The 23,068-nt window shown below is 63.3% G+C and carries 19 protein-coding genes and 4 pseudogenes; 16 read left to right on the top strand and 7 right to left on the bottom strand.

Annotated features, from left to right (window positions below; translation table 11 throughout):
• Both U5782_RS40540 and U5782_RS40535 read left to right on the top strand, forming a co-directional pair.
• Positions 1-1,030, top strand: a 1,030-nt coding sequence (locus U5782_RS40540; RefSeq protein ID WP_322049490.1) for an AMP-binding protein, incomplete at its 5' end; no start/stop codon positions are given.
• Between the two features lie 173 nt (positions 1,031-1,203).
• Positions 1,204-1,980 (top strand): SET domain-containing protein-lysine N-methyltransferase, encoded by a 777-nt coding sequence (locus tag U5782_RS40535; protein WP_322049489.1) that lies wholly within the window; start codon positions 1,204-1,206, stop codon positions 1,978-1,980.
• Between the two features lie 447 nt (positions 1,981-2,427).
• Here the strand turns inward: U5782_RS40535 and U5782_RS40530 are convergent, their stop codons facing one another.
• From U5782_RS40530 to U5782_RS40520, 3 genes are all read right to left on the bottom strand, one after another.
• Entirely contained in the window at positions 2,428-2,625 is a 198-nt protein-coding gene (locus U5782_RS40530) for a hypothetical protein (protein ID WP_322049488.1), read from the bottom strand.
• A 148-nt stretch (positions 2,626-2,773) separates the two neighbouring features.
• Positions 2,774-4,060, bottom strand: a complete 1,287-nt coding sequence (locus U5782_RS40525; protein WP_322049487.1) for a c-type cytochrome — start codon at positions 4,058-4,060, stop codon at positions 2,774-2,776.
• A gap of 108 nt (positions 4,061-4,168) precedes the next feature.
• On the bottom strand, positions 4,169-5,896 hold the full coding sequence (locus tag U5782_RS40520; protein WP_322049486.1) for a methanol/ethanol family PQQ-dependent dehydrogenase: 1,728 nt from the start codon (positions 5,894-5,896) through the stop codon (positions 4,169-4,171).
• Positions 5,897-6,330: 434 nt separating this feature from the next.
• Between U5782_RS40520 and U5782_RS40515 the strand changes: the two genes are divergently transcribed.
• Complete coding sequence (locus U5782_RS40515; RefSeq protein ID WP_322049485.1) at positions 6,331-8,661, top strand: TonB-dependent receptor; 2,331 nt, start codon at positions 6,331-6,333, stop codon at positions 8,659-8,661.
• Here the strand turns inward: U5782_RS40515 and U5782_RS40510 are convergent.
• Positions 8,646-9,568, bottom strand: a pseudogene (locus U5782_RS40510) (alpha/beta fold hydrolase). The gene U5782_RS40515 and the pseudogene U5782_RS40510 overlap by 16 nt on opposite strands.
• Before the next feature lie 305 nt (positions 9,569-9,873).
• Here U5782_RS40510 and U5782_RS40505 point away from each other — a divergent pair.
• From U5782_RS40505 to U5782_RS40465, 9 genes are all read left to right on the top strand, one after another.
• Positions 9,874-11,856: a sigma-54-dependent Fis family transcriptional regulator gene (locus tag U5782_RS40505; RefSeq protein WP_322049484.1), complete on the top strand. Its 1,983-nt coding sequence runs from the start codon at positions 9,874-9,876 to the stop codon at positions 11,854-11,856.
• A gap of 345 nt (positions 11,857-12,201) precedes the next feature.
• Positions 12,202-12,276, top strand: coding sequence for a pyrroloquinoline quinone precursor peptide PqqA (gene pqqA, locus U5782_RS40500; RefSeq protein ID WP_006485436.1), 75 nt, complete (start codon positions 12,202-12,204; stop codon positions 12,274-12,276).
• A 66-nt stretch (positions 12,277-12,342) separates the two neighbouring features.
• Positions 12,343-13,266 (top strand): pyrroloquinoline quinone biosynthesis protein PqqB, encoded by a 924-nt coding sequence (gene pqqB / locus U5782_RS40495; protein WP_322049483.1) that lies wholly within the window; start codon positions 12,343-12,345, stop codon positions 13,264-13,266.
• A 2-nt stretch (positions 13,267-13,268) separates the two neighbouring features.
• Complete coding sequence (gene pqqC, locus U5782_RS40490) at positions 13,269-13,988, top strand: pyrroloquinoline-quinone synthase PqqC (protein WP_322049482.1); 720 nt, start codon at positions 13,269-13,271, stop codon at positions 13,986-13,988.
• Positions 13,985-14,266 (top strand): pyrroloquinoline quinone biosynthesis peptide chaperone PqqD, encoded by a 282-nt coding sequence (gene pqqD / locus U5782_RS40485; RefSeq protein ID WP_322049481.1) that lies wholly within the window; start codon positions 13,985-13,987, stop codon positions 14,264-14,266. Before pqqC ends, pqqD begins: the two co-directional genes overlap by 4 nt.
• A 1-nt stretch (position 14,267) precedes the next feature.
• Positions 14,268-15,386 (top strand): pyrroloquinoline quinone biosynthesis protein PqqE, encoded by a 1,119-nt coding sequence (gene pqqE / locus U5782_RS40480; RefSeq protein WP_322049480.1) that lies wholly within the window; start codon positions 14,268-14,270, stop codon positions 15,384-15,386.
• A gap of 537 nt (positions 15,387-15,923) precedes the next feature.
• Positions 15,924-16,247 (top strand): energy transducer TonB, encoded by a 324-nt coding sequence (locus tag U5782_RS40475; RefSeq protein ID WP_322049479.1) that lies wholly within the window; start codon positions 15,924-15,926, stop codon positions 16,245-16,247.
• A 13-nt stretch (positions 16,248-16,260) separates the two neighbouring features.
• On the top strand, positions 16,261-16,959 hold the full coding sequence (locus tag U5782_RS40470) for a MotA/TolQ/ExbB proton channel family protein (RefSeq protein WP_322049478.1): 699 nt from the start codon (positions 16,261-16,263) through the stop codon (positions 16,957-16,959).
• Complete coding sequence (locus tag U5782_RS40465) at positions 16,956-17,372, top strand: biopolymer transporter ExbD (protein WP_322049477.1); 417 nt, start codon at positions 16,956-16,958, stop codon at positions 17,370-17,372. Before U5782_RS40470 ends, U5782_RS40465 begins: the two co-directional genes overlap by 4 nt.
• Positions 17,373-17,549: 177 nt before the next feature.
• Here the strand turns inward: U5782_RS40465 and U5782_RS40460 are convergent.
• From U5782_RS40460 to U5782_RS40450, 3 genes and pseudogenes are all read right to left on the bottom strand, one after another.
• Positions 17,550-17,969: pseudogene (locus U5782_RS40460) on the bottom strand (MFS transporter); the annotation flags it as partial.
• Positions 17,961-18,221 (bottom strand): annotated as a pseudogene (locus U5782_RS40455) (pirin family protein); the annotation flags it as partial. The pseudogenes U5782_RS40455 and U5782_RS40460, both read right to left, overlap by 9 nt.
• A gap of 59 nt (positions 18,222-18,280) precedes the next feature.
• Complete coding sequence (locus U5782_RS40450) at positions 18,281-19,045, bottom strand: SDR family NAD(P)-dependent oxidoreductase (RefSeq protein ID WP_322049476.1); 765 nt, start codon at positions 19,043-19,045, stop codon at positions 18,281-18,283.
• 159 nt (positions 19,046-19,204) lie between these two features.
• Here U5782_RS40450 and U5782_RS40445 point away from each other — a divergent pair.
• The 4 genes and pseudogenes from U5782_RS40445 to U5782_RS40430 all read left to right on the top strand — a co-directional run bounded on the left by U5782_RS40445 (position 19,205) and on the right by U5782_RS40430 (position 22,766).
• Positions 19,205-20,128: pseudogene (locus tag U5782_RS40445) on the top strand (LysR family transcriptional regulator).
• Positions 20,129-20,271: 143 nt separating this feature from the next.
• Entirely contained in the window at positions 20,272-21,255 is a 984-nt protein-coding gene (locus tag U5782_RS40440) for an alpha/beta hydrolase (protein WP_322049475.1), read from the top strand.
• Positions 21,256-21,290: 35 nt separating this feature from the next.
• Entirely contained in the window at positions 21,291-21,701 is a 411-nt protein-coding gene (locus U5782_RS40435) for a nuclear transport factor 2 family protein (protein WP_322049474.1), read from the top strand.
• A 321-nt stretch (positions 21,702-22,022) separates the two neighbouring features.
• A complete protein-coding gene (locus tag U5782_RS40430) occupies positions 22,023-22,766 on the top strand; it encodes a hypothetical protein (protein ID WP_322049473.1) in 744 nt (247 codons plus the stop codon).
• Positions 22,767-23,068 lie beyond the last annotated feature (302 nt).

The raw sequence follows: 23,068 nt of genomic DNA, 5'->3' as shown, positions 1-23,068 counted from the left end.
CCACAGCTACATCGCCTACGGGCCGCTCACGATCGGCGCGACCCAGGTGGTGTTCGAAGGCGTGCCCACGTACCCGAACGCGGGCCGCTTCTGGGACATGATCCAGAAGCACAAGGTCACTGTGTTCTACACGGCGCCCACGGCCATCCGCTCGCTGATCAAGTCCGCGGAAGCCGATGCGAAGGTCCATCCGAAGCGCTATGACCTTTCCTCGCTGCGCATCCTCGGCACGGTCGGGGAGCCGATCAACCCTGAAGCGTGGATGTGGTACTACGAGAACGTGGGGGGCAAGCGCTGCCCGATCGTCGACACCTGGTGGCAGACCGAAACCGGCGGCCACATGATCACGCCGCTGCCGGGCGCAACGCCGCTCGTGCCGGGTTCGTGCACGCTGCCGCTGCCGGGCATCATGGCGGCGATCGTCGACGAAACCGGCCAGGACGTGCCTAACGGGCAGGGCGGCATTCTTGTCGTGAAGCGCCCGTGGCCCGCGATGATCCGCAACGTCTGGGGCCAACCCGAGCGCTACAAGTCGGGCTACTTCCCCGAGGAGCTCGGCGGCAAGCTGTATCTGGCCGGCGACGGCAGCGTGCGCGACCAGGACACCGGCAACTTCACGATCATGGGCCGTATCGACGACGTGTTGAACGTCTCGGGCCACCGTCTGGGCACGATGGAGATCGAGTCGGCGCTCGTGGCGAACCCGCTCGTGGCCGAAGCCGCCGTGGTGGGCCGCCCCGACGACACCACCGGCGAAGCCGTGGTGGCGTTCGTAGTGCTCAAGGCGGCGCGCCCGCAGGGCGAGGATGCGGTGAAGCTCGCCGCGGAACTACGCGCGTGGGTGGGCAAGGAGATCGGGCCGATCGCCAAGCCGAAGGACATCCGCTTCGGTGAAAATCTGCCGAAGACGCGCTCGGGCAAGATCATGCGCCGCTTGCTGCGTTCGCTCGCGAAGGGCGAGGCGATCACGCAGGACACCTCCACGCTGGAGAATCCGGCGATTCTGGATCAACTTGGCGAGGTGCTCTGAGCACGAACTCTCCCTTCTTCACGCGCATCACAGCCCGGCGGTCGCGCGGGCGCTCCTGCCGGGTCTTACTGATGCATCGCGGCATGGTACGGTCCGGGTTGCGATAATCCTCTTCCCTGACAGGGCCGTGGACACTCGCACCGTCTTCGTTCCTGCACTTATGGAGGCTATCCATGAACGCAGACAGGAAGCGAACGCCTCGCGTGATTGTGCGTGAGTTGCGCGGCGGCAGCGGTGTATTCGCCAGGCAAGACCTGGCAGCGGGTGAAATCGTGCTCGAATACCGGGGCGAGTGCGTGGACCAGTACGCAGCATTTTCGCGTCTCGCGGCGAACAGGTTTCTGCTGGGGCTCGGTAGCGGACGCATCATTAACGGTGACTGCCGGGGAAACACGGCACGCTGGATCAACCATTCGTGCGACCCGAACTGTGTGACTGTAGAGCGCAACGGCCGTGTCTTCATCCAGGCCCCGCGGGCAATCCGCATTGGCAGCGAGATCACGATCGACCATGCCCTTCGTTTTGCCCGCGCGATAACTCCTGCAATGCGGCGATTTGTCTGCCATTGCGGAGCGCACTCCTGTCGGGGAACGAAGCTCATTGCGGTGGGCGACGATCACCTCAAGGTGCCCGACGTGGCCCCCGCAGTCACTTCCCTGAGAATGCCACAGGCACAGCAGATCGCGTCGGCATACATTCGCGTGGTGGAACGTCTTCCCAGAAACCGTATCGTTGTATCGTGGCGCCAGCCTGGGCGTGCCTGCTATTCCGGGCAGATCTGGTTGCCCGCGACAGCCGCTGCAACGGGCGTGTGCGCCATTTCAATGGTTTCATTCGACGCAGGTGTTCAGGTATTCCAGCCGACGGGTGAACCACGGCCGCTTAACCATAAGGAGCAGATATTGGCGGAGGCGATCGATGCGCTCGATCCCGAGTCAGTGGTGCTGTAGTCGTCGGCCCGATGTGTGATGGCCGGCTACCGGAATGGATCGCTAAAGCCTGGGAAGCGGTTGCCGCGTCCTGTTCCAGTGAGTCAAGCGTAATTGCGTGATTTTCCGCGCCAGCGACACCGAAGAAGCACATTCGACGCCCAGGCGCCAGAGCAAGCGTGTCGTACTTTGACGTGCTGGTCGGCAAGACCTCGTCTTTGTCGCCCGCGCCATGCATGGCAACGGCGCGCAGCAGTTTGGCGCTCCGGTCGAGTCAGGTCAGCTCGCCTTGTACGAAAGTGAGGTGATGCCAGTGAGCCTGCGTGGCAATGCGAATGAAGATCGAGGCTGCCTGCGGCAACCTCATGAAGCAGTGGCTGCCACACTTGCGCGGGAGAGCGGTCGACCAGGGTGACGTGGGCTCGCCTGCCGCCGGAGATAGCGATTCTGTGCATGACTCGCCCTTGTTCAGTTGTAACCCAGAATCGCCGCCGACGAGATATCGGGGCGGTTCGAAACACTGCCGGCGATTCTCATTAACGGGGAGCGAAGCAGAATCGCATACAGGGACACAGGAGATGCATCGACCTTGCGTGGAATTCCCGCGCTTTCGGGGGCGGAGGATGGCAACTCATGAAGGGTGCGCAATTGACCGAAGCTGTTCATACGGACCTCGTTTCCGGCATGGATGGGATCGAGTGCGAAACGGTGTCGTGCACAGGACCCCGGGTGATATCGCTCGCGATTGGCGGGAGAAAAAGAATGGAGGTGCCGCGTTCCGGCCAAGCGGCACCCAGCGGCGCGAAGCGCCGAACTAGTGGCGCGGCCCGGCGTTCAGCGGTGTTGTCGAGGTTTGCGCGGCCTGCGCGGTCAGCTTCGCGCTGCCAGCCTCGTACCCGTTCGTGTAGAGGAGGAAGGCCATCAAGTCGGCGTATTGCTCGTCCGTCATCTTGCCGGGGTGATCAGCGGGCATGTTGGTCGACATGTACTGATAGATGCCGCCGATCGTTAGATGCGAGTTCGATGCGGGCGCAAATGCGGTGCCACTCAGCGCCGGCGCTGTGATCCCTTCGAGCTTGGCGCCGTGGCATTTCGCGCACGAATCGGCATAGAGGTGTTCGCCGTGCGTGACCTGGTCGTGATCGAACGAGGGCGCACCACCGCCCGTTGTTGCAGCGACCTTGACAAAGCCGCCGGCAGCGGGCACACCGCGCACCTGCCATACATCTGCGCGTGGCAACGTCTGCGTCGCGCCGTCGAGATAGCGCGCTGAGGTGCGTGCGACGTTCACCTGCGTGGTGGACTCGGCGGCCGCGGTGGTCGTGCCGGTTGTCTTGCCGGCGGGCAGCGTCCAGCTGTGCGTCAGCGCGGCGAGCCGCCCATCGCTGCGCATACGCGTGAGCGCCCCATCGATGCGCTTTTGCAGCGACTGCGTGCCGGGCCCCGACGCGAACACGAGATTCCAGTCGGCATAGGGCGACTCGGCGAGCGCAACGTCGAACCGCTGCTGCGGGTGCGCCTGCCGGTACGCGACCACGGCCGGATACCAGACGATCGCACGCTGGGCGCGGCCCTTGGCGAGCGCGTCGACAGTCAGTTCGGAGGTGTTCTCGAGATCGAAGCGGGCGTTCTTCTGCTGGACCGCGATCAGTTGCGACGGGCTCGACCAGGTGGCGGCGATGGTTATCTTGCCACCGGCCGGTGTGACACTGGTGTGTGCCGCATGCGCGTCGCGCAGCGTGACGCTCACATAGCCGGAGTGCAAATAGGACTGCGAGAAAAGCAGGTGTGAGCCGGAGCCGTCGGCAACGCTGGAACGTGGAAAGCCCGCGATCACATCACAGTCGCGCTGCAGCGATTGAGCGAGTTCATGAGCGGAGATGCCGTCATCGCCACCGTCGTCGTCGATGCCGTGTTTGGCAAATGTCGCGGCGATGCCGGCGGTGCCCAGCACGGCGCGTGCAACGGACGTGTCCAACTCGGCGGACGGACTGCCGGGCAATGTGCATACGCGCACGCTGGACGCCGCCTGAGCGGGTGACTGAGCGGCGCCGGCCGCGAGCATGGCGGCCATCGCAACGTGAGTGAGTCGAATGTTCATGGTGGTGCGTTCCAGTGATGGCGGAAACCGCGCGCCCGCATCGGCTGCGTGCGGGCGCGGCAAGAGGGAAATAGCCGATGTAAAGGCAATGCGGGGGCTGTGCGGGGCTTAGCTGTGATCGAGCGCGAACACATAAAGCGTGCCGCCGCGCGGAACATCCTTCGCAACGTCGGCCATCGGGCCGCCCCAGATCGGATTCGCACCGCCGTAGCCGGCCAGCACCGCTACGTACTCCTTGCCATCGACTTCGAAGACGGACGGTTGTGCGATGATGCCGCTCGCGAGCTGCGGGCTCTCCCACAGCACCTTGCCCGTGGAGACGTCGAACGCATACAGATGGCCGTCGAGCGAGCCACTGAAGGCGATGCCGCTGGCCGTCGTGGCAACGCCGCCGTTCCAGGGCATCTTGCTCCAGTGGCCCCAGAGCTTCTTGCCGGTATTCACGTCAATGGCCTGAAGCTCGCCATAACCCTTGCTGCCCGGTTCAGACTGGATTTCGAAGCCTTCGCCGAGATACGGCAGGCCCTCCATATAGCTCACCGATTTGCCCGACAGACTCATGCACGCATGCAGCGCGGGCACCACCGCGATGTGTCGGTCAGGATCGTAGGACACCGACCACCAGTTTTTCCCGCCGAGAAAGCTCGGGCATGTGTTGATCGTCGTACCGGCCTTCGGATACTTGCTGGCGTCGGCAATCGGCTGACCGTCCTTCGTGTAGCCCGTGACGGATTCCGTCTTGACGAACGCCTCGGCATAGATCAGCTTGCCGTTCTTGCGATCGATCGCGTGAAAGAAGCCGTTGCGGTCTGCGTGAATGATGGCGTCGTAGTCCTTGCCCTTGTAGCTGATGTTGGCAAGAATCGGCGTGTTGACGCCGTCATAGTCCCACGTGTCGTTACGCGTGTACTGGTAGTGCCACTTCAGGTCACCGTTTTTCGGATTGAGTGCGAGCAGTGAGTCGGAGTACAGATTGTCGCCGGGACGCAGCGCGGCGAGCCAGGGCCCCGGATTGCCGACGCCCCAGTACAGCGTGCGCGTCGCGGCGTCGTAGGTACCGGTTAGCCACGCGGCACCGCCACCGTGTGCCTGCATGCCGTCGGGCCACGTATCGCCGCCCTTTTCGCCAGCATCGGGGATCGTGTAGCGCTTCCACAGAATCGAGCCATCTTCGGGATTAAGCGCGGCAATATAGCCGCGGATCCCGTATTCGCCGCCAGAAGTGCCCACGACGATCGCGCCGTCGAGCGCGAGCGGCGCAAGCGAGAACGCGTAGCCGAGGCCCGGCTCGAACATCTGCTTCTTCCAGACTAGATTGCCGGTCTGCGCGTCGATCGCGGCCACTTCGCCGCTCAGCATGGCCACGTAGACGTTCTTGCCGTACAGCGCGACGCCGCGGTTCACCACGTCGCAGCACGCGGTCTTGAACGATTCGGGGCCGAGCTTCGGCTCGTACTTCCACAACTGGGTGCCGGACTTTGCATCGAATGCGTAGACGTTATCTTTTGGTGTGCTGACGAAAAGATAGTCGCCGTTAACGATGGGCGTTGCTTCGAAGCCTTGCTTGAGATCGGCGGGGAACTGATAGCTCCAGGCCTCCTTGAGCCCGGCGACGTTCGAGGCATCGATCTGCTTGAGCGGCGAATGTGACTGGCCACTGTAGGTCCGGTAGTAGGTGAGCCAGCCCGGATCGCTCTGCGCGTGGGAGAGGCGCTCGTAGGTCACGGCGGGATAGTCCGGGGCGGCGCTCACGGGCGCCACATTCAGCGTCATCGCGATGGCGGTGCTCGCCGCATAGACAGCCAGCCGGCGTGCGGCAGCCGAACGTTTCTTCATAGTCGTCTCCTGAGTCTTTGTCGATGCAGTGCCGGTAGAGGCGCAACACTTGTTTCGGTGCCGATCCGGTTGCGGTGTCCTTACTGCAAGTCGCATGCCATTTGCGCGAGTGCAGCGGCGGGTGCGGCGCATCTGGAATGCGAGGCAAGTTGTGATGAACGCGCGGTGCTCCAGGTGTTGCATCCAGGTACAACGCGGGCGGCGCGGTGTTGAGAAAAAGGACAGTCGCCGCGCCGCGCCGCGTTGCTCGCGTGTCGGCTTCGCAGGCCGCCGTTCGCGCCGTGAGGGTGCTGGCATGTTCTTCGCAGGGCAGTCGCTTGCGTGCGCATCGTGTCGATTCCGTCCGCGCGTTACCGATGCGAACGGGACATGGACCCGCACATAAGCCGCATATAAATCCCAACACCCGATGGAGACCGAAGTTGAAGACACGCATGAGAAAGGCAGGCCGCCGCACCAGGCACCGAGCGGGCGCCATGCTTTGCGCCGGCCTGAGTATCGGGACGGTTTGCGCTGGCGCGGCGGCGCAGACCGCCCCGCCAGCCATTGTTGCGAGTGGCACGACCGTTTCCGCGGCGCCGCTTGTGGCTGGGTCGACGGCTCCAGCCGTGCTGCCCGCAATCGTCGTCGTGGGCACGACACCGCTGCTCGGCATCGGCACGCCGCTGCCCAAGGTGCCCGCGAATGTGCAGACCGTTCGCGCCGAAGACATCGCCGCACAACACCGCGAGACGTTGACCGACTTCTTCGCCGCGAACCTGGCGAGTGTCTCGGTCGCGGACGCCCAGGGCAATCCATACCAGATGAATCTCAACTATCGCGGCTTCACCGCGTCGCCCCTGCTCGGGACGCCAGAAGGCTTGTCCGTGTTCGTCGACGGCGTGCGCGTAAACGAGCCATTCGGTGACGTCGTGAACTGGGACCTGATTCCTGTTGAGGCGATCGAGAACGTCCAGTTGATCCCGGGATCGAATCCGGCATACGGACTCAACACGCTGGGCGGCGCGATTGCGATCACGACGAAGAACGGCCGCACGAGCCCCGGCGGCGACGCCGACGTGTCCGGCGGATCGTGGGGCAGAAAAACGGCGCAGATCGAGCAGGGCGGCACGCTCGGGCCGCATCTCGACTACTATGCGAACGCGAATGTCTCGAACGACAACGGCTGGGCCGATCACGACGCGAGCCGCATCCGGCAGGGGTTCGGCAAGCTACGCTACACCGATGACGACACGACGCTGTCCCTCTCCGGCGGCGGCGCGGACAACTCGCTGAATGGCAGCCAGACCATTCCGCGCTCGTTCCTGGACAATCCGAGGCAGGCCTATACCTTTCCCGACCTGAACCGCAATAGCGTCGGCTACCTGACACTTTCGGGCGACCACTTCTTCAGCGACAGCGTCGAGCTGAGCGGCAACGCTTATTACCGCCACCTGCGCAACGAGAACGTCAGTAGCAACAACAACACCGACTACGGCTCAGTCAACGCAGACGGCAACGTCGACACGCTGCAGGGCACCAACGAAGATTCGGTCGTGAGCACCGACAGCTACGGCGCGAGCCTGCAGCTCACGCTGTTGGGCAAGCTCGGCGGCATGGCGAGTCAGCTGGTCGCGGGCGTGGCCGCCGACTTCGCCAATTCGCACTACACCGCCTCGTCCCAGGACGCGTACTTCACGCCGGATCGCGCAACGGTGGGCATTGGCGACTACACCCTGCAGACCGATGCGAAAACGCGCAATGCCAACTACGGCATCTGGCTGAACGAGACGCTTTCGCTGAGCCCGGAATGGACGCTCACGCTGTCGGGACGTTACGACTGGTCGAGCGCACAGATCGGCGACGAAAGCGGCACGCAGCCGCTGCTCGACGGCTATCACACCTTCTCGCGCTTCAATCCGGCGGTGGGCATCAACTGGAATCCTGCGCCCGCACTCACGCTGTACGCGACCTACAACGAGGGCATGCGCGCGCCCACGGCGATCGAGCTCGCGTGCGCCGATCCTGCCGCACCGTGCTCGTTGCCCAACGATTTCGTTGCGGACCCGGCGCTGCAGCCGGTCGTGTCGAAGACGTTCGAGGCTGGCGCGCGCGGCCGCATCGGACAGGCTACGAGCTGGAGCGCGGCGCTCTACAGCACGACGCTGTCCAACGACATCGAATTCGTCAGCGAGGCCGGCAGCACGCAGGGCTACTTCCAGAACGTCGGCAAGACGCGGCGCCAGGGCATCGAACTCGCGGGGCATACGCAAGTCGGCCCGCTTGGTATCGGCCTCAACTACAGCTATGTCGACGCGACCTACCGGTCCACATGGACTGAGCAGAGCCCGGCGAATTCAGCGGCTAACGCGAATGGTGTGGTAACGGTCCGCCCGGGCGATCACATTCCCGGTATACCGGCGCAGGCCCTCAAGCTGCGGCTTGACTATGCGGCGACGGCGAAGTGGACGATCGGCACGAACGTGACATGGCGCAGCGGTGTCTATGCACAGGGCGACGAAAACAACGCGGACGTCAACGGCAAGATCGCGGGCTATGTGCTGGTCGATCTCGACACGCGCTACCGGATCACGAAGCGGCTGGAGGTCTATGCGAACGTGACGAACCTGTTCGACAAGCGCTACGCGAGCTTCGGCGTGCTCGGCCAGAACTTCTTCAACGGTCCCGGCCATTCGTTCGACGGTGCGAATCCGGTCAATGAGCAGTTCGTCGGACCGGGTGCGCCGCGCGGCGTCTGGGTTGGACTGCACTACGCGTGGGACTGAGCGTGGCGATGTTCTCGCTGGCTACGCTGGCGTAGCATGGCCCGCACCGCCTGCACGACACCGTGCTTCAGTGCCGAATCGCTGGCGAGGTGCCCGCCGGGAACGCGCACAATGCGTGCGGTGGGCGCCGCCTTCGCGAGACGCTCGACGTTGCGGACCGGGCACACGGGATCGCGCAGGCCGTGCACGGCATAGATCGGCACTCCTGCAGTTTCGGCGTGGCGTGCGAGGGCGAGCAAGCGGCGCTCGCCGAGCCAGCAGTCGCGCAACAGGTAGTGCGCCTGGATCCGGTACCTGGCGATGAGCGCGCGCACGGCCTTCGGCGCATTCTGCCGCGCGTAGGCCGCGCCGGGCCGCAAGTGCTTTGCGCAGCATGCGAGCAGCGTGCTCGCGCGGGTGCATCCTGCAGCCGCGCACAGGCGCCGCCAGGCGCGTGGCGCTTTGCGGCGCGATGTCACGAAAAGGCGCCGGACTTCAAGTCGCGAGGTCAGGAAGAGGCCGCGCAGCGCGACGCCCAGCACACTCGCGGGATGTCGTCCTGCATACGCGAGCGCAAGGGCGGCGCCCCATGAACCGCCGACGACACCCCAGCGCGCGATGCCGAGCGCGCGGCGAATCTTCTCGAGGTCTTCGATGAGGCGGTCCGTGCGGTTGCCGCGCAACCCGCCGCGAGGGGAGGACGCGCCCGCGCCACGTTGATCGACGAACACGATCCGCGTTTTCGTCAGATCAAAAAAGCCAGCATGCCGGGCTGACTTGCGCTGCCCGGGCCGCCGTGCAGCACGACGACTGTCTGTGCCGCGCTCTCACCGGCAACCGTGAAGGCGATTGAATGTCCATCTCTATTCAGGCGCAGGTGGCGCAACGGGGCGCGCGAAGATGGCCAGCCGGAAATGCGTCTGTTCATGAATGTGCCGCTCGCCACGAGCGCGTAGTGGAGAAGAGCGCTCAACCAAGCAAGAATCGCGCGCTGTGTACGAACCGGTACGAATCGGGGTGAGTCCGCATATCGCATGCTGACGCATTTGCGGTAATACACGGTCAGGCCTGCGAGCGCGTGGCGCCAGCCCGCATGGCGCCGATATGACATGTTGCGCGTCGCGCACGCATTTGGTGCACCCCGCCAGAGCCGCGCCAACGATTATATGGCTCGGAGCTTGCTTTATAAGACGATGAAAAGTCTGGCGAGGTACCAGGCTCGTGGAGGAGACAATGCGCGATGACGAATATCCGGCCGCCGCTCGGACGGCCGTGCTGTCCAATGGCTGGCCCGCTCCGGCAATCCAGAAAGCGCACGAGCGTTCCGAGACGTTTGGTCTCTGCGCATCGGCCCGGCCGGATTACGAAATTCTTTCGAGCGCGGGACTCGAACTCAAGCGCGAGCAAAATCGTGTGCTGTATGCGCACGCGATGCCGGTGATGGAAACGCTGCATGAGCAGATCGTCAACACGCAAAGCATGATTGTGCTGACCAATGCCGAAGGCTTGATCCTCCATTCGATTGGCGACGATGACTTCCTCGCGCGCGCGGAGAAGGTGGCGCTGCGGCCTGGCGCAAACTGGGCCGAAGACCGCCAGGGGACCAACGCGATCGGTACGGCGCTGGCCGAGCGTTGCGCGATGGTCGTGCACGGCGACCAGCACTACCTGGCGGCAAACCGCTTCCTGACCTGCTCGAGCGTGCCGATTCTCGATCCGTATGGCGACGTCATTGGGGTGCTCGACGTGACCGGCGACTACCGGAGCTATCACCAGCACACGATGGCACTCGCGAAAATGTCGGTGCAGATGATCGAGAATCATCTCTTTACGACCACATTTCAGGAGACGTTGCAGCTATCGTTCCATAGTCGTCCTGAGTTTCTCGGCACGCTGATGGAGGGCATCGTGGCGTTCACGTGCGATGGCCGCTTTCTGTCGGCCAATCGTAGTGCCCAGTTCCAGCTTGGCATGTCGCTCGCAGCGCTGCGAGCGCATACGCTTTCGTCGCTATTCCAGACCACGAGCGCGCAACTGATCGACCGCACGCGCGTGGGACTGGAACCGCATCTGATGCTCAACCTGAGCAGCGGCGCCGTCGTGTGCGCACGCGTGCAGTTCAGGCGCGCGTCGCTGGCAGAGGGCAGCCGCCCGGTGGCGGTGCACGACGGCGCGCGCTCCATGGCGCGCCAGGCGCCGCCGTCGGCTGTCGGGCTCTCGCGCCTGAACTATCTGGACACGGGCGATCCGCAGGTTGCCGCAGTCATCGCGAAGGTCCGGCGGGTGATCGGCAAGGACATTCCCATCCTGATCAACGGCGAAACCGGCACGGGTAAGGAACTGCTCGCACAGGCGATCCACAACGATTCGCCGCGGCATGCGGGGCCATTCGTGGCGGTGAACTGCGCCTCTATTCCCGAAACGCTGATCGAGTCCGAACTGTTTGGCTATGAGGAGGGCGCATTCACCGGGGCACGGCGCAAGGGCGCCATCGGCAAGTTGTTGCAGGCAAACGGCGGCACGCTGTTTCTCGACGAGATCGGTGACATGCCGTATCCGCTGCAGGTGCGGCTGCTGCGTGTGCTGCAGGAGCGCGTTGTCAACCCGCTCGGTTCGACGAAAAGCATTGCGGTGGACATCGCGATCATCTGTGCGACGCACCGCGACTTGCGCGAGATGATCGCGCAAAGCCGCTTTCGCGAGGATCTCTATTACCGGCTCAATGGCCTCGTGGTCCGGCTACCACGGCTGCGCGACCGTACCGACCTTGCGGTTGTGATCCAGAAGATGCTGCAGCGCGAATCGATCGCTGCCGGGAATCCGCAGCCGCTCAGCGTCGCGCCGGATGTCATGGCGATGTTCGAGCGCTGTCCGTGGCCGGGCAATTTCCGGCAGCTCGGCAACCTGCTGCGCACGGCGGCGGCCATGGTCGACGCGGACGGCGAGATTCGGCGCGAGCATTTGCCCGACGACTTCTTCGATGACCTGCGCTGCGGCGCTTCGCAAAGTGCCGCAGTGGATGCGCTCACTGCGCCTGACGCATTCCTGCCGGAGAGCGGGCGTCTGCAGGACGTGACCGTATCGGTGATTGCCGCTGCGCTCGCACGGCATGGCGGCAACGTTTCGGCGGCTGCGCGCGAGCTGGGTGTGTCGCGCAACACGATCTACCGCAAGATGCCCGCCGCTGAGCCGGGCCGCGCCGTGGACGACTTCTGACCCAGCTAGCCTTGTCGACGCAACACTAGCGCCGCCGCACTCTCCACCGTGCTCGCCATGCTTTTTCGCGAGCGAGCTGTCACAACTGTGTTGCATCCTGCAGCACCGATGTTCCAAAAATCAACACTACGTAAGTCCCGAACGCGTCGAGCAGCGACACGTTCGGCCCGCTTGCGTCTGCAAAACGAAAATGTTCTTGTCGACGATCGCGCGAAGCCCCGCTCGTGCGGCTTGCGCGCTTCATCTATCGACATCGGCATGCACCTTGCTTTGAAGGAAATGGCCGCGCATCAAGTGCGGTTCTTCCATCCAATCGCGAACCCATCGCAAACAAGGAGACATGCCATGCAATGGACCACCCCGTCGTACACCGACCTGCGTTTCGGCTTTGAAATCACGATGTATATCGCCAATCGCTAAGCGGGCTGGGGCCCGCCGCCCGCAGCGCCCGAACGGCGTTGCGGGCGGCGCCCGGAAGCAACGACCATGAAGATCAAGATACTGGGTTCGGGCGCGGGCGGCGGCCTGCCGCAATGGAACTGCAACTGCGCGAACTGCCGCAGCGCGCGCCACCGCCGCGGCGAGGTACTGCCACGCACGCAATCGTCGATTGCGGTCAGCGACAACGGCGTGGACTGGATTCTCGTCAACGCGTCTCCAGACCTGCTCACGCAGTTGCGCGCGCATCCTGACCTCCAGCCCGCGCGCGCGATACGCGACAGCGGTATCGCGGCGGTCGTGCTGAGCGATGCGCAGATCGACCATGTGACCGGGCTGCTGATGCTGCGCGAGCGCACCACGCCGCTGCCACTCTATGCGTGTGCCCCCGTGCTGGAAGATCTCTCGACGGGGCTGCCGCTCGTGCCGCTGCTCGGCCATTACTGCGGAGTACGAACGCATGTCATCACGCCCGGCAAGCCATTTACGATTCCGGCCTGCGATGGCTTGCGCTTGACACCCATTGCTGTCGACGGCAAGGCGCCACCTTATTCGCCATTTCGCCAGAGTGGCATCGACGGCACGAATATCGCCCTCCTGATTGAAGATCGAATCAAAGGCACTCGGGCTTTCTACGCGCCGGGCCTGGCGAAGATTCAGGACGAGATTCACGCCACGATGTGTGGTGCCGATCTCGTGCTCGTGGACGGTACGTTCTGGACTGCTACGGAGATGATCGATCTGGGTATCTCGACGAAGCACGCGGACGATATGGGGCATCTGGCGCAATGCGGTGAGGGCGAGCGCCGCGGCATGATCGACTGGCTCGAAGCGTTGCCGCGCAGTACGCGCAAGGTGCTCACGCACATCAACAACACCAATCCGATTCTCGACCCGCATTCCGACGAGCACGCGCAACTGCGCGCACGCGGCATTGACGTCGCCCACGACGGCATGGTGTTTCAGGTATGAAGATGAACGCACAACTCCCCACGCAGTCGTTGCACGACGCGCCGTGGACGCCAGCGCAGTTCGAGGCGCGCCTGCGCGCGCTGGAGTCGCGCTATCACATCCATCACCCGTTCAACCAGCGGCTCAATAGCGGCAAGTGTTCGCGCGAGCAGATCCGCGGCTGGGTGGCGAACCGGTTCTACTATCAGATCAACATCCCGCTCAAGGATGCAGCGATCCTGTCGAACTGCCCGGACCGGCCCACACGCCGGCGCTGGATTCAGCGGCTCGTCGACCACGACGGCCAGGCGGACGGCGAGGGCGGGATCGATGCGTGGGTGCGCCTGGGCGAAGCGGTGGGCATCGATCCCGCGACGATGTGGGCGCAATCGCTGGTGCTGCCCTCAGTACGCTTTGCAGTGGACGCCTACGTGAACTTCGCGCGCCGCGCGCCGTGGCAGGAAGCAGTGTGCTCGTCGCTCACGGAGATGTTCGCGCCACAGATCCATCTCGATCGCCTTGCTGGCTGGCCGTCGTATTACCCGTGGATCGAGCCGGACGGGCTGCACTATTTCCGCAGTCGCGTGCCGCTCGCGCAGCGTGATGTCGATCACGGTCTCGAAGTGACGCTGACCCACTTCCGTACGCTCGAGGCGCAGCAGCGCGCGCTCGAAATCCTGCAGTTCAAGCTCGATATTCTCTGGTCGATCCTGGATGCGGTCGAAAAGGCCTGGCCCTTATGAACACGCATGATGAAGACAGCGGCGTACCGCTGCGCCCCCGCCTGCGGGGCATCTACCGGCTGCAGTGGGAGGTGGCGCAGGACGCCTACGTGCTGCTCTATCCGGAAGGGATGGTAAAGCTCAATACGAGCGCCGGCGAAATACTCGCGCGCTGCGACGGAGCGCACGAGCTCGATGACATCATCGGAGAGCTCGAGCAGCTGTTCGGCACCGCCGAGCTTGCGCCCGACGTCTACCGTTTTCTCGATCACGCGCGACAGCGCGGCTGGCTGGACTGACATGGCACGCGATCATTCCCAACCTTCTGCGCCCCTGTGGCTGCTCGCCGAGTTGACGTATCGGTGTCCGCTGCACTGTGCTTTCTGCTACAACCCGGTCGACTATGCTCGACACGGTGCGGAACTCGACACCGACACCTGGATCGAGGTCATCAGCGCCGCGCGTGCGCTTGGTGCGGCACAGATCGGCTTCTCCGGCGGCGAGCCGCTGCAGCGCGACGATCTGGAGGTGCTCGTCGAGCATGCGCGCGCTATCGGCTTTTACACGAACCTGATCACCTCGGGTATCGGCTTGAACACGGCACGTATCGAACGGCTCAAACTGGCCGGACTCGATCATATTCAGTTATCCCTGCAGGACTCCACGCGCGAACTGAACGACTTCGTGACGAGCACGCGCACATTCGCGCTCAAGCAGGAGGTCGCCCGGCTCATCAAGGCGCACGGCTATCCGATGGTGCTCAACTGCGTCCTGCATCGTTACAACCTGCCGCATGTGGCGCAGATCATCGAGATGGCACTCGATCTCGGCGCTGACTACCTCGAACTTGCCAACACACAGTACTACGGCTGGGCCATGCTGAACCGCGACCTGTTGATGCCGACGGCGGAGCAACTTCTCCACGCCGAAGAGACGGTCAATCGCTATCGCGAGATCATCAACGGGCGCTGCAAAATCCTGTTCGTTGTGCCCGATTATTTCGAGCGGCGCCCCAAAGCCTGCATGAATGGTTGGGGCTCGGTGTTTCTTGGCGTGGCTCCAGACGGCGCCGCGCTGCCGTGCCACGCGGCGCGCTCGCTGCCGGGACTCGTGTTGCCCAATGTGCGCGACATGCCGCTGCGCCAGATCTGGTACGAGAGCGACGCATTCAACGCCTTTCGCGGCGACGCCTGGATGCGCGAGCCATGCCGCGACTGCGACGAGCGCCACACCGATCATGGCGGTTGTCGCTGCCAGGCCTGGATGCTGACCGGTGACCCGGCAGCGGCCGATCCGGTATGCGAAAAGTCGCCACATCATGGACAGGTCGTGCAGACGGTGCAGCTTGCCCGGCAACCCAGACAGGTGGACGAGCGGCCGCTCGTGTTTCGCAGCAAAGAGAATTCGCTGGCGCTTTGAACGGAGAGGGGCATGAGTTCGGTTGCCACGCAGGCGGATCACGACAGACGTCCAATATGTTCGCGAGGCGTGGATGGCGGCGCAAGAACCGCGAGGGCGATGAAGGCGACGAGGGCAACTGGGCCCGCGTCGGTCGTCGCGGCGGTGATCGCGCTGCACGTTCTGGCGCTTGCGATGCTGGCGCGCGACATGCCGCGGCGCAACGAGACGATCGACGTGAGGGTTCTGAACGCCGTGCTCGTTTCGCAGCCGGCAGTGAGCGATCGGGCAGCCAGGCCCGCTCCTGCGCAGCAGGCGCCGCGCGATGCGATGCGTCCTGCGGCACCCCCGCACGAAATCCGCGCGCCGGTACGCGAACGCGTGCCGCACCCCGCAAGGCTCACGTTGCCGATGACGTCTCCCGCCGTAGTGGAGCCATTTCATCGCGCACCCAGTCATTCTGAAGTCCAAACCAAACCGCAAGTCGCACGCGCAGATACGCAAGCGGATCAGCCTGCAATGGCGATGCCCCAAGTCGCGTCATCCGCGGCGCCGTCCATGGCAGCTGCCCCCGCACCACCGATGGCGCCGCCAGTCGCGACGCCTCGCCGTGTCGCCCACCTCGACTGTGCGCTGGTGAAGCCCGACTACCCACCACAATCCCTGCGGCGCGGCCAGGCGGGCACGGTCGTCGTCGAGCTCGAAACCGATGTCGCTGGCCGTGTGAGCACGGCGCGCATTGCCACGAGCAGCGGCTATGAGCATCTCGACGAAGCGGCGCGCGCCGCCGTGCTCGCGAGCCATTGCCGGCCGTACGCGGAAGACGGCAGACCGATGCCGGCGCGTGCCGACGTGCCGGTGATGTTTAATCTCGACGAATGAAACGGAGTGCATCATGCCGACGTATGGATTCACCCATCTGTGGATGCAGGGCGACGCAATGACACGCGTCGTTGCACTGCTGCTGATTGCAATGTCGCTCGTGTCGTGGACGGTGACCCTGCTGAAGGCCATCGAGCTTGGCCGCATCCACTGGCGCGCAAAGCGCGAACAGACGCGCTTCTGGGACGAGGGCGGCAGTCGCGACGGGCTTCGCGCGCTCGGCCGTCCCGGTACGCCGTTTTTCGACGTAGCCAGCGCCGGGCAAGCGGCGCTGGCTAGTCTCGAAGCGGGCAGCGATCGCCACCATGCGCGTATCGCGCTAGACGAATGGCTGCTGCGCAGCCTGCGCGCGTCTGTCGACGATACGGCGCGGCGCCTGCAGCACGGGCTGGGCCTGCTGGCTTCGATCGGCAGCACGGCGCCGTTCGTTGGGCTGCTCGGCACGGTCTGGGGCATCTACCATGCGCTGCTGTCACTCGGCGCCAGTGGCGACGCCAGCATCGGGCGCGTCGCTGGACCGGTCGGAGAAGCGCTCATCATGACGGCGCTCGGGCTGTGCGTTGCGATTCCCGCCGTGCTCGGCTACAACGCGCTCGCGCGCCAGGCGCGAGGCATCGTCGCACAGCTCAATCGCTTCGCCAGCGGGTTGCATATGCAGTTGCTGACCGGATGTGTGCCGCAAGCGCCAGTGAACGTGAAGGAGAGTGTATGAACACACGCGCCGATCCGCTCGACGACGACGCGCTCGCCGCCGACATCAACATGACGCCGCTGATCGACGTGATGCTGGTACTGCTCGTCGTATTCATGGTGACGCTGCCCGTGCTCCATCATGCAGCGAAGCTCGCATTGCCTCGCGCGAGCAGCCAAAGCGAAACGCTGCACGCGCCGCGCGTGGATATCGTCATCGACGCGAGTGGGCGCATGAGCTGGGACGCGCAGCCGGTTCAAGAGAGCGAGTTGCAAGCGAGGCTCGCCAGTGCCGCAGCCCGGTCGCCGCAGCCCGAGCTGCGGCTGTACGCCGATCGCGCGGTGCAGTATGGGCGCGTCGCCGCGTTGCTGGCCGCTGCGAGCAGGAGCGGACTCACGAAAATCGCCTTCGTGACCGAGCCTGTTCAGAGGTAAGCGGCAGGATTCTCCGCATTGACCGGATCGAAGTACGCGTTGGCGGTGTTGCGGAACCGCTGAAGCAATTGAATTTCGCGTTTATCGCCATTTTTGCATAGGTCGGAATTGGCACAATTCCTCCATGGGGTAATCGTCCTTCTCGCGCAACTTCTGGCGGTCTGATCCTGAGATTCCTTATCGATTATGGGTCGCGGAGACATCGCGTCTGGAACCGCGTTTCGGCTGGCGTTGCCGGGCCATCTGCACGAACACCAGCGCTAATCCGGACGCGGCGATCAGCGCGCCGACGATGGGCACCGCTGCGTAGCCAAAGCCTGCCGAAATCGCCGCGCCACCGGCGGCTGCACCCACGGCATTGCCCAGATTGAAGGCGCCAACGTTGACTGAAGAGGCAAGCCCCGGCGCTTCCGAGGCCACACGCATGACCCGCGTCTGCAGGGGCGGAACGACTGCGAACGTGGCGATGCCCCAGACGACGACTGCGAAAGCGGTTCCCAGGTGAGTCTACGCCAGCAGCGGGAAGGCGAGCATGATGGCGACGAGCAGGATCAGGAAGACGATCAGGCTGCCATTGAGCGAGCGTTCCGCGAGCCGCCGCGCGCGATTGCCCGCATCGTCTTCGTGCGTGATGGCGCCTGAGCGCACCCACGTAACGATCTCGACGTTGCGATGAGCATGCAGGCCAAAGCCCGAGCGCGGCGCGAATACATCGTCGTTCCACACGTAGAGCGGGCCACGCGGCGTATGTTCCGCGCGCCCGGTGTCGCCGACGCGAAAATGCAGCCGCGCGTCGAGCCAGTCGTTCCTGACGGCGCCGAGCGCAAGAAAAGGGCGATGTTCAATCATGCTGAAACTCCGTTCGGGCGCACGGACGTGAAAGCCCCATCCGTGCGCCCATGCCACCTTCAGATCTGCTGCTGGCCGCCATCGACGAACAGTTCGATGCCGTTGACGAAGCTCGCATCGTCCGAGGCGAGGAACAGCGCGGCGCTGGCGATCTCGTTCGGCTCGCCCAGACGACCCATCGGGATCTGCGCGGCCAGGTAGTCGGCCAGACCCTGGCGCTGGGCTGCATCGTCACCGGCGAGGTCGAGCAGGCCGGGCGTGCGGGTCGCGCCGGGGCTGATCGTGTTCACGCGGATCTGGCGATCCTTGAGGTCGAGAATCCAGTTGCGGGCGAACGAGCGCACCGCAGCCTTGGACGCCGAATACACGCTGAACGCCGCCGTGCCCGCGCTGCCTGCCGTCGAACCCGTGAGAATGACCGACGCGCCCTTCGCCAGCAACGGCAGGGCCTTTTGCACCGTGAACAACACGCCCTTCACGTTGCGGCTGAAGGTGTCGTCGAAGTGTTCTTCGGTGATGTCGCCGAACGGCAGCATCGATCCGCCGCCTGCGTTGGCGAACAGCACGTCTAGGCGCCCCTGTTCTTCCTTGATCTGCGCATACAGCGCGTCGAGCTCGTTCAGCTTCGTCGAATCGACGCGTACGCCAGTCGCCTCGCCGCCTGCTTCGTGGATGCTTTTTACTGCGGCGTCGAGTTCGGCCTGACGGCGGCCCGTGAGGTAGACGTGCGCGCCTTCGGCGGCGAAGCGCTGGGCTGTGGCGAGGCCGATGCCGCTGGTTGCGCCGGTGACGAGTGCGATCTTGTTGTCGAGTTTGCGTGCCATGGTGATGCTCCTTTCGTTTCGTTCAGTAGTTCAGTAGAAGTTGGTACTGGCTGGGTTCGGTGTTGCGTGCTGCGATGTGTGAAGAATATCGACGGCCCGGTCTTTTCGAAATAGAATTGATTGCAACCTAACGTTGCATAAATGAAATGATGAGGGGAAATGGCGAGACTGCCTGATTTCGAAGAACTCGCGATGTTCGCGAAGGTCGCCGAGGAGGGATCGTTCGCGGCGGCGGCGCGTGCAATGGGCGTGTCGGTGGCGACGGTCTCGCGCGGCGTGGCCCGCCTGGAAGACCGGCTGGGCGCGCGGCTCTTTAACCGCACGTCGCGCCAGCTGTCGCTGACCGAGTTCGGCCGCACGATCTGCGAGTAGGCCGGCGAGATCTATCGCCAGGCCGAGGAAGCGGAAAGCGCGGCGCGCGAAATGTCGATTCAGCCGCGCGGGCTGGTGCGGCTGGCCGTGCCGATGTCGTTCGGGCTGCGCTGGGTCGCGCCGCTGCTGCCGGGGTTCTTCCGCGCGTACCCGGAGGTGTCGATCGACCTCCATCTATCGGATGCGTCGGTCGATCTGGTCGCCGATGGCTTCGACGCCGCGCTGCGCATTGCCGCGTTGCCCGATTCGTCGCTGGTGGCGCGGCGGCTGTGCGCGGTGACGCAGTACGTGGTGGCGTCGGCTGACTATCTGGAGCGCGAGGGGCGGCCCGCGCATCCGCGAGAACTGGTGGATCGGCCCTGTCTCTCGTACGCGTATCGTGCGCGCAGCGATGTCTGGCGCTTCACGAACGAGGCGGGCGAAGAAGAGCCGGTGATGCCGACTGGCCCGCTGCGCGTGACGAATTCCGATGCGTTGCTGCCCACGCTGCTGGATGGCCTGGCGATTGCCGAGCTGCCCGAATTCATCGCGGGCGAGTATCTGGCCGATGGCCGACTCGAAGCGATTCTCACGGACTGGTCACTGACGAAGGGCGGCCTGTACTTTGTCACGCCGTCGGCGCGCGCGCGGCCCGCAAAGGTGGCGGCGCTCTCCGATTACTTCGCCGAGCATCTCTCCGATCCGTCCTGGCGCTGGCCCAAGCAGCAATGAAGTCACGACCAATCATTGCATTTCTGCAATGATTGGTTTCAAACACTTCTATTTCGCAAATATCTCCCGATCCGTATTCTCCTTTCCATCGGCTGCACGACAACACGTCGCAAGCCACTCAACCACGGATAAGGAGAATCACGATGACCACGCAAGCCCACCCGCACACGCCCAACACACCCGATACCACAACCGTCGCCTTCCTCGGCGCGCTCAACAGCGGCACGGGCCCAGCCATCGAAACGCTCACGCCCGCCGAAGCACGCGAAGTCCTGGCAGGCGCGCAGCGCAGCGTCGAAGTGGACGTCTCGGGCATCGACGTGACGCGCCGCACGATCGAGCAGGACGGCCTGAACGTGCCGCTCGTCGTCGTCAAGCCGCAGGGCGCGCACGGCGTGCTTCCGGTGTTCATGTTCTTCCACGGCGGCGGCTGGATTCTCGGCGACTACCCGACGCATGAGCGCCTCGTGCGTGACCTCGTGGTGCGGTCGGGCGCCGCAGCCGTGTTCGTCGAATACACCCCGTCGCCCGAAGCGCGCTATCCGGTCGCGATCAACGAGGCCTACGCCGCAACGAAATGGGTCGCCGCGCACGGCGAGGAAATCGGCGTCGATGGCGCGCGGCTCGCGGTGGTGGGCAACAGCGTGGGCGGCAACATGGCCGCCGTCGTCAGCCAGATGGCAAAGGATCGAGATGGCCCCGCAATCCGCTTCCAGGGCCTCATGTGGCCGGTGACCGACCACGCATTCGACAACGCCTCCTACGACGCTTTCGAAAACGGCTACTTCCTGAGCCGCAACATGATGAAGTGGTTCTGGAACGCGTACATCACCGACGCGACCGACGCCGGCGAGCGCAACCAGCGCTACGCATCGCCGCTGCGCGCCACGCTCGACGAGTTGAAGGGCTTGCCGCCCGCGCTGATCCAGACGGCGCAGTTCGACGTGCTGCGCGACGAAGGCGAGGCCTATGGACATCGGCTCGACCAGGCGGGCAACGAGGTGACGACGACGCAGTACAAAGGCACGATCCACGACTTCGGCCTGCTTAACGTGCTCGCCGCCGACGCCCCGACACGCGCCGCCATGCAGCAGATGGCGACGGCATTGAAGGCGCGCCTGCAATAACTCGCATCCCCACACACTGATATCGAGAGCCTATCATGAACAACGCTAAACAGCTGCTTGCCGCCTATATCGAATCGATTCGCGACCCGCGCGCGGCTGCCGCCTTATTCGCCGAAGATGGCGTGCTGGAACTGCCTTACCTGAAGACGCTCGGCATTGACGGTCGCGCGCAGGGGCCGCAGGCGATCGAAGGTTTTATCGCTTCATTGCTCGCGAAAGTGCCGGATTTCGCCTTTAAAAACGTGCGCTTTCTGATCGAAACGCCGGAGCAGGTGTTCGCTGAATATGAAGTCGAAGCGCTTGTGCCATCGACGGGAAAGATCTATCGGCAGATGTACGCCGGGCGGCTCGTGGCGCGCGACGGCAAGATCGCGCTGTTGCGCGAGGCGCTGGATACGGTGGCCGCGGCCCAGGCGTTTGCGATGGATTCACGGCGATCATCGTGAAGTTATCTTAATTTCTGTAATGTCGGAAGTCGACGGACGCTAGGTTGCCGTCTTTCGCTGTTCGTGGAACTGTACAGAAGGCGCTGATCGTTTGGACGGTAAAAATGCGGACGCCCCTCGAGTGGGTCATATCGACCCTGACGGGACATTCGACCGCCTACAAAGGGGACATTCGCGGGAAACTCTACGCGGAGTATTCGCGCGCATCTGAAGTCACCGGAGATATCAATTCATGACGGCAGCGCACGCATAACGTAGTATTACCAATGAGAAACTTCAAGGGTAATCCTAACGGACGTTACCAAAAATGTAGGGGGCGCTATGGGGATCGTTGCAAGATGGAAGGGGGAGGCAAATTTTGTTTCAAAGCGCTTAATTTGCTTCTCGGTGCTTTTTTTCTTCCAACTTTCTTTGTTCGCTGCGGATAAAGTAATTGTCCATCACGGGGAGGAGGCGCAGAATTCGCCAAACGATAGACCGAACATCAGCGTAGCGCCGCACTCCTTGCTTACGGTAAAGGGAAGCAAAGACCCAGGAATTGAGTTAGTTATCTCTGTTGAATATAACACTACGAACGATAATTGCAGGGCACGAACGATTACACAAGCAATCGTTGGTTCGCCACGAATTCCACAGATAGTGAGGGACTATGCGGAGATTCCCTCGGACGTTACCTCATTCTCAGTCGAGTTCTTTCTTGACCGGTATGAGCCAGGCCCTTGTCAATGGAAACCGGGACTGGTTGGTCATGGAGAGGCGCAGACTGGTGACATAGTGGGCGCACGTACATCGACAGCAGGCTTAGCCGTCGTCGCAGATGATGGCGCGTCTATGGTTTCTGTACGGTTGAATTGCCAAGAAGGTATTAATTTGCCGGGCATAGAGCCGCATATTTACCTTTCGTGCCTGCCAATCTGGCACTCTCCGGGTCCCAATACTACTATCTCATCGGGCGGGGGAGAGATTCAGTTTTCTCTGATCAAGCAGAAAACGCCCCCCGTTCAATTGTTTCAATTTCCGAAGCCTGCGAGTGAATTTGGTAAGTCAGAAAAATATCCATTGTGAAATTGATGTGAGGAAAATTTAATAAGAGTGTTTTTTGATTGTGGGATGAACGGGGGACTTCGATAAACCATTTGCTCTGTATGAGAGGAGTGCCCCGTTTGCACTGCGATTAGTTGACACGAATACGGAAGTGTTTGAATCCATTTCACTTATTGTTCCTTGTGTCGGATAAGAGCAAGGGCAGGAACTCGAGTAGCGCTCTCAATCGCGCCTGTAGGTGTCGACCGTCATTACTGAACTGCTGAACGATTGTTGACGATCAGGAGCACAAAGTCGAATGACTCAAACTGGCCGACCACCGC

Source organism: Paraburkholderia sp. J67 (assembly GCF_905220265.1).
Lineage (GTDB): Bacteria > Pseudomonadota > Gammaproteobacteria > Burkholderiales > Burkholderiaceae > Paraburkholderia.
This window is presented reverse-complemented; position numbering and strand designations above follow the sequence as displayed.

Bases quoted from the DNA above. Each gene is read 5' to 3' on its own strand.
- U5782_RS40535 (WP_322049489.1), top strand. From the start codon at position 1,204: ATGAACGCAGACAGGAAGCGAACGCCTCGCGTGATTGTGCGTGAGTTG.
- U5782_RS40530 (WP_322049488.1), bottom strand. From the start codon at position 2,625: ATGAACAGCTTCGGTCAATTGCGCACCCTTCATGAGTTGCCATCCTCC.
- U5782_RS40525 (WP_322049487.1), bottom strand. From the start codon at position 4,060: ATGAACATTCGACTCACTCACGTTGCGATGGCCGCCATGCTCGCGGCC.
- U5782_RS40520 (WP_322049486.1), bottom strand. From the start codon at position 5,896: ATGAAGAAACGTTCGGCTGCCGCACGCCGGCTGGCTGTCTATGCGGCG.
- U5782_RS40515 (WP_322049485.1), top strand. From the start codon at position 6,331: ATGAGAAAGGCAGGCCGCCGCACCAGGCACCGAGCGGGCGCCATGCTT.
- U5782_RS40505 (WP_322049484.1), top strand. From the start codon at position 9,874: ATGCGCGATGACGAATATCCGGCCGCCGCTCGGACGGCCGTGCTGTCC.
- pqqB (WP_322049483.1), top strand. From the start codon at position 12,343: ATGAAGATCAAGATACTGGGTTCGGGCGCGGGCGGCGGCCTGCCGCAA.
- pqqC (WP_322049482.1), top strand. From the start codon at position 13,269: ATGAACGCACAACTCCCCACGCAGTCGTTGCACGACGCGCCGTGGACG.
- pqqD (WP_322049481.1), top strand. From the start codon at position 13,985: ATGAACACGCATGATGAAGACAGCGGCGTACCGCTGCGCCCCCGCCTG.
- pqqE (WP_322049480.1), top strand. From the start codon at position 14,268: ATGGCACGCGATCATTCCCAACCTTCTGCGCCCCTGTGGCTGCTCGCC.
- U5782_RS40475 (WP_322049479.1), top strand. From the start codon at position 15,924: ATGGCAGCTGCCCCCGCACCACCGATGGCGCCGCCAGTCGCGACGCCT.
- U5782_RS40470 (WP_322049478.1), top strand. From the start codon at position 16,261: ATGCCGACGTATGGATTCACCCATCTGTGGATGCAGGGCGACGCAATG.
- U5782_RS40465 (WP_322049477.1), top strand. From the start codon at position 16,956: ATGAACACACGCGCCGATCCGCTCGACGACGACGCGCTCGCCGCCGAC.
- U5782_RS40450 (WP_322049476.1), bottom strand. From the start codon at position 19,045: ATGGCACGCAAACTCGACAACAAGATCGCACTCGTCACCGGCGCAACC.
- U5782_RS40440 (WP_322049475.1), top strand. From the start codon at position 20,272: ATGACCACGCAAGCCCACCCGCACACGCCCAACACACCCGATACCACA.
- U5782_RS40435 (WP_322049474.1), top strand. From the start codon at position 21,291: ATGAACAACGCTAAACAGCTGCTTGCCGCCTATATCGAATCGATTCGC.
- U5782_RS40430 (WP_322049473.1), top strand. From the start codon at position 22,023: ATGGGGATCGTTGCAAGATGGAAGGGGGAGGCAAATTTTGTTTCAAAG.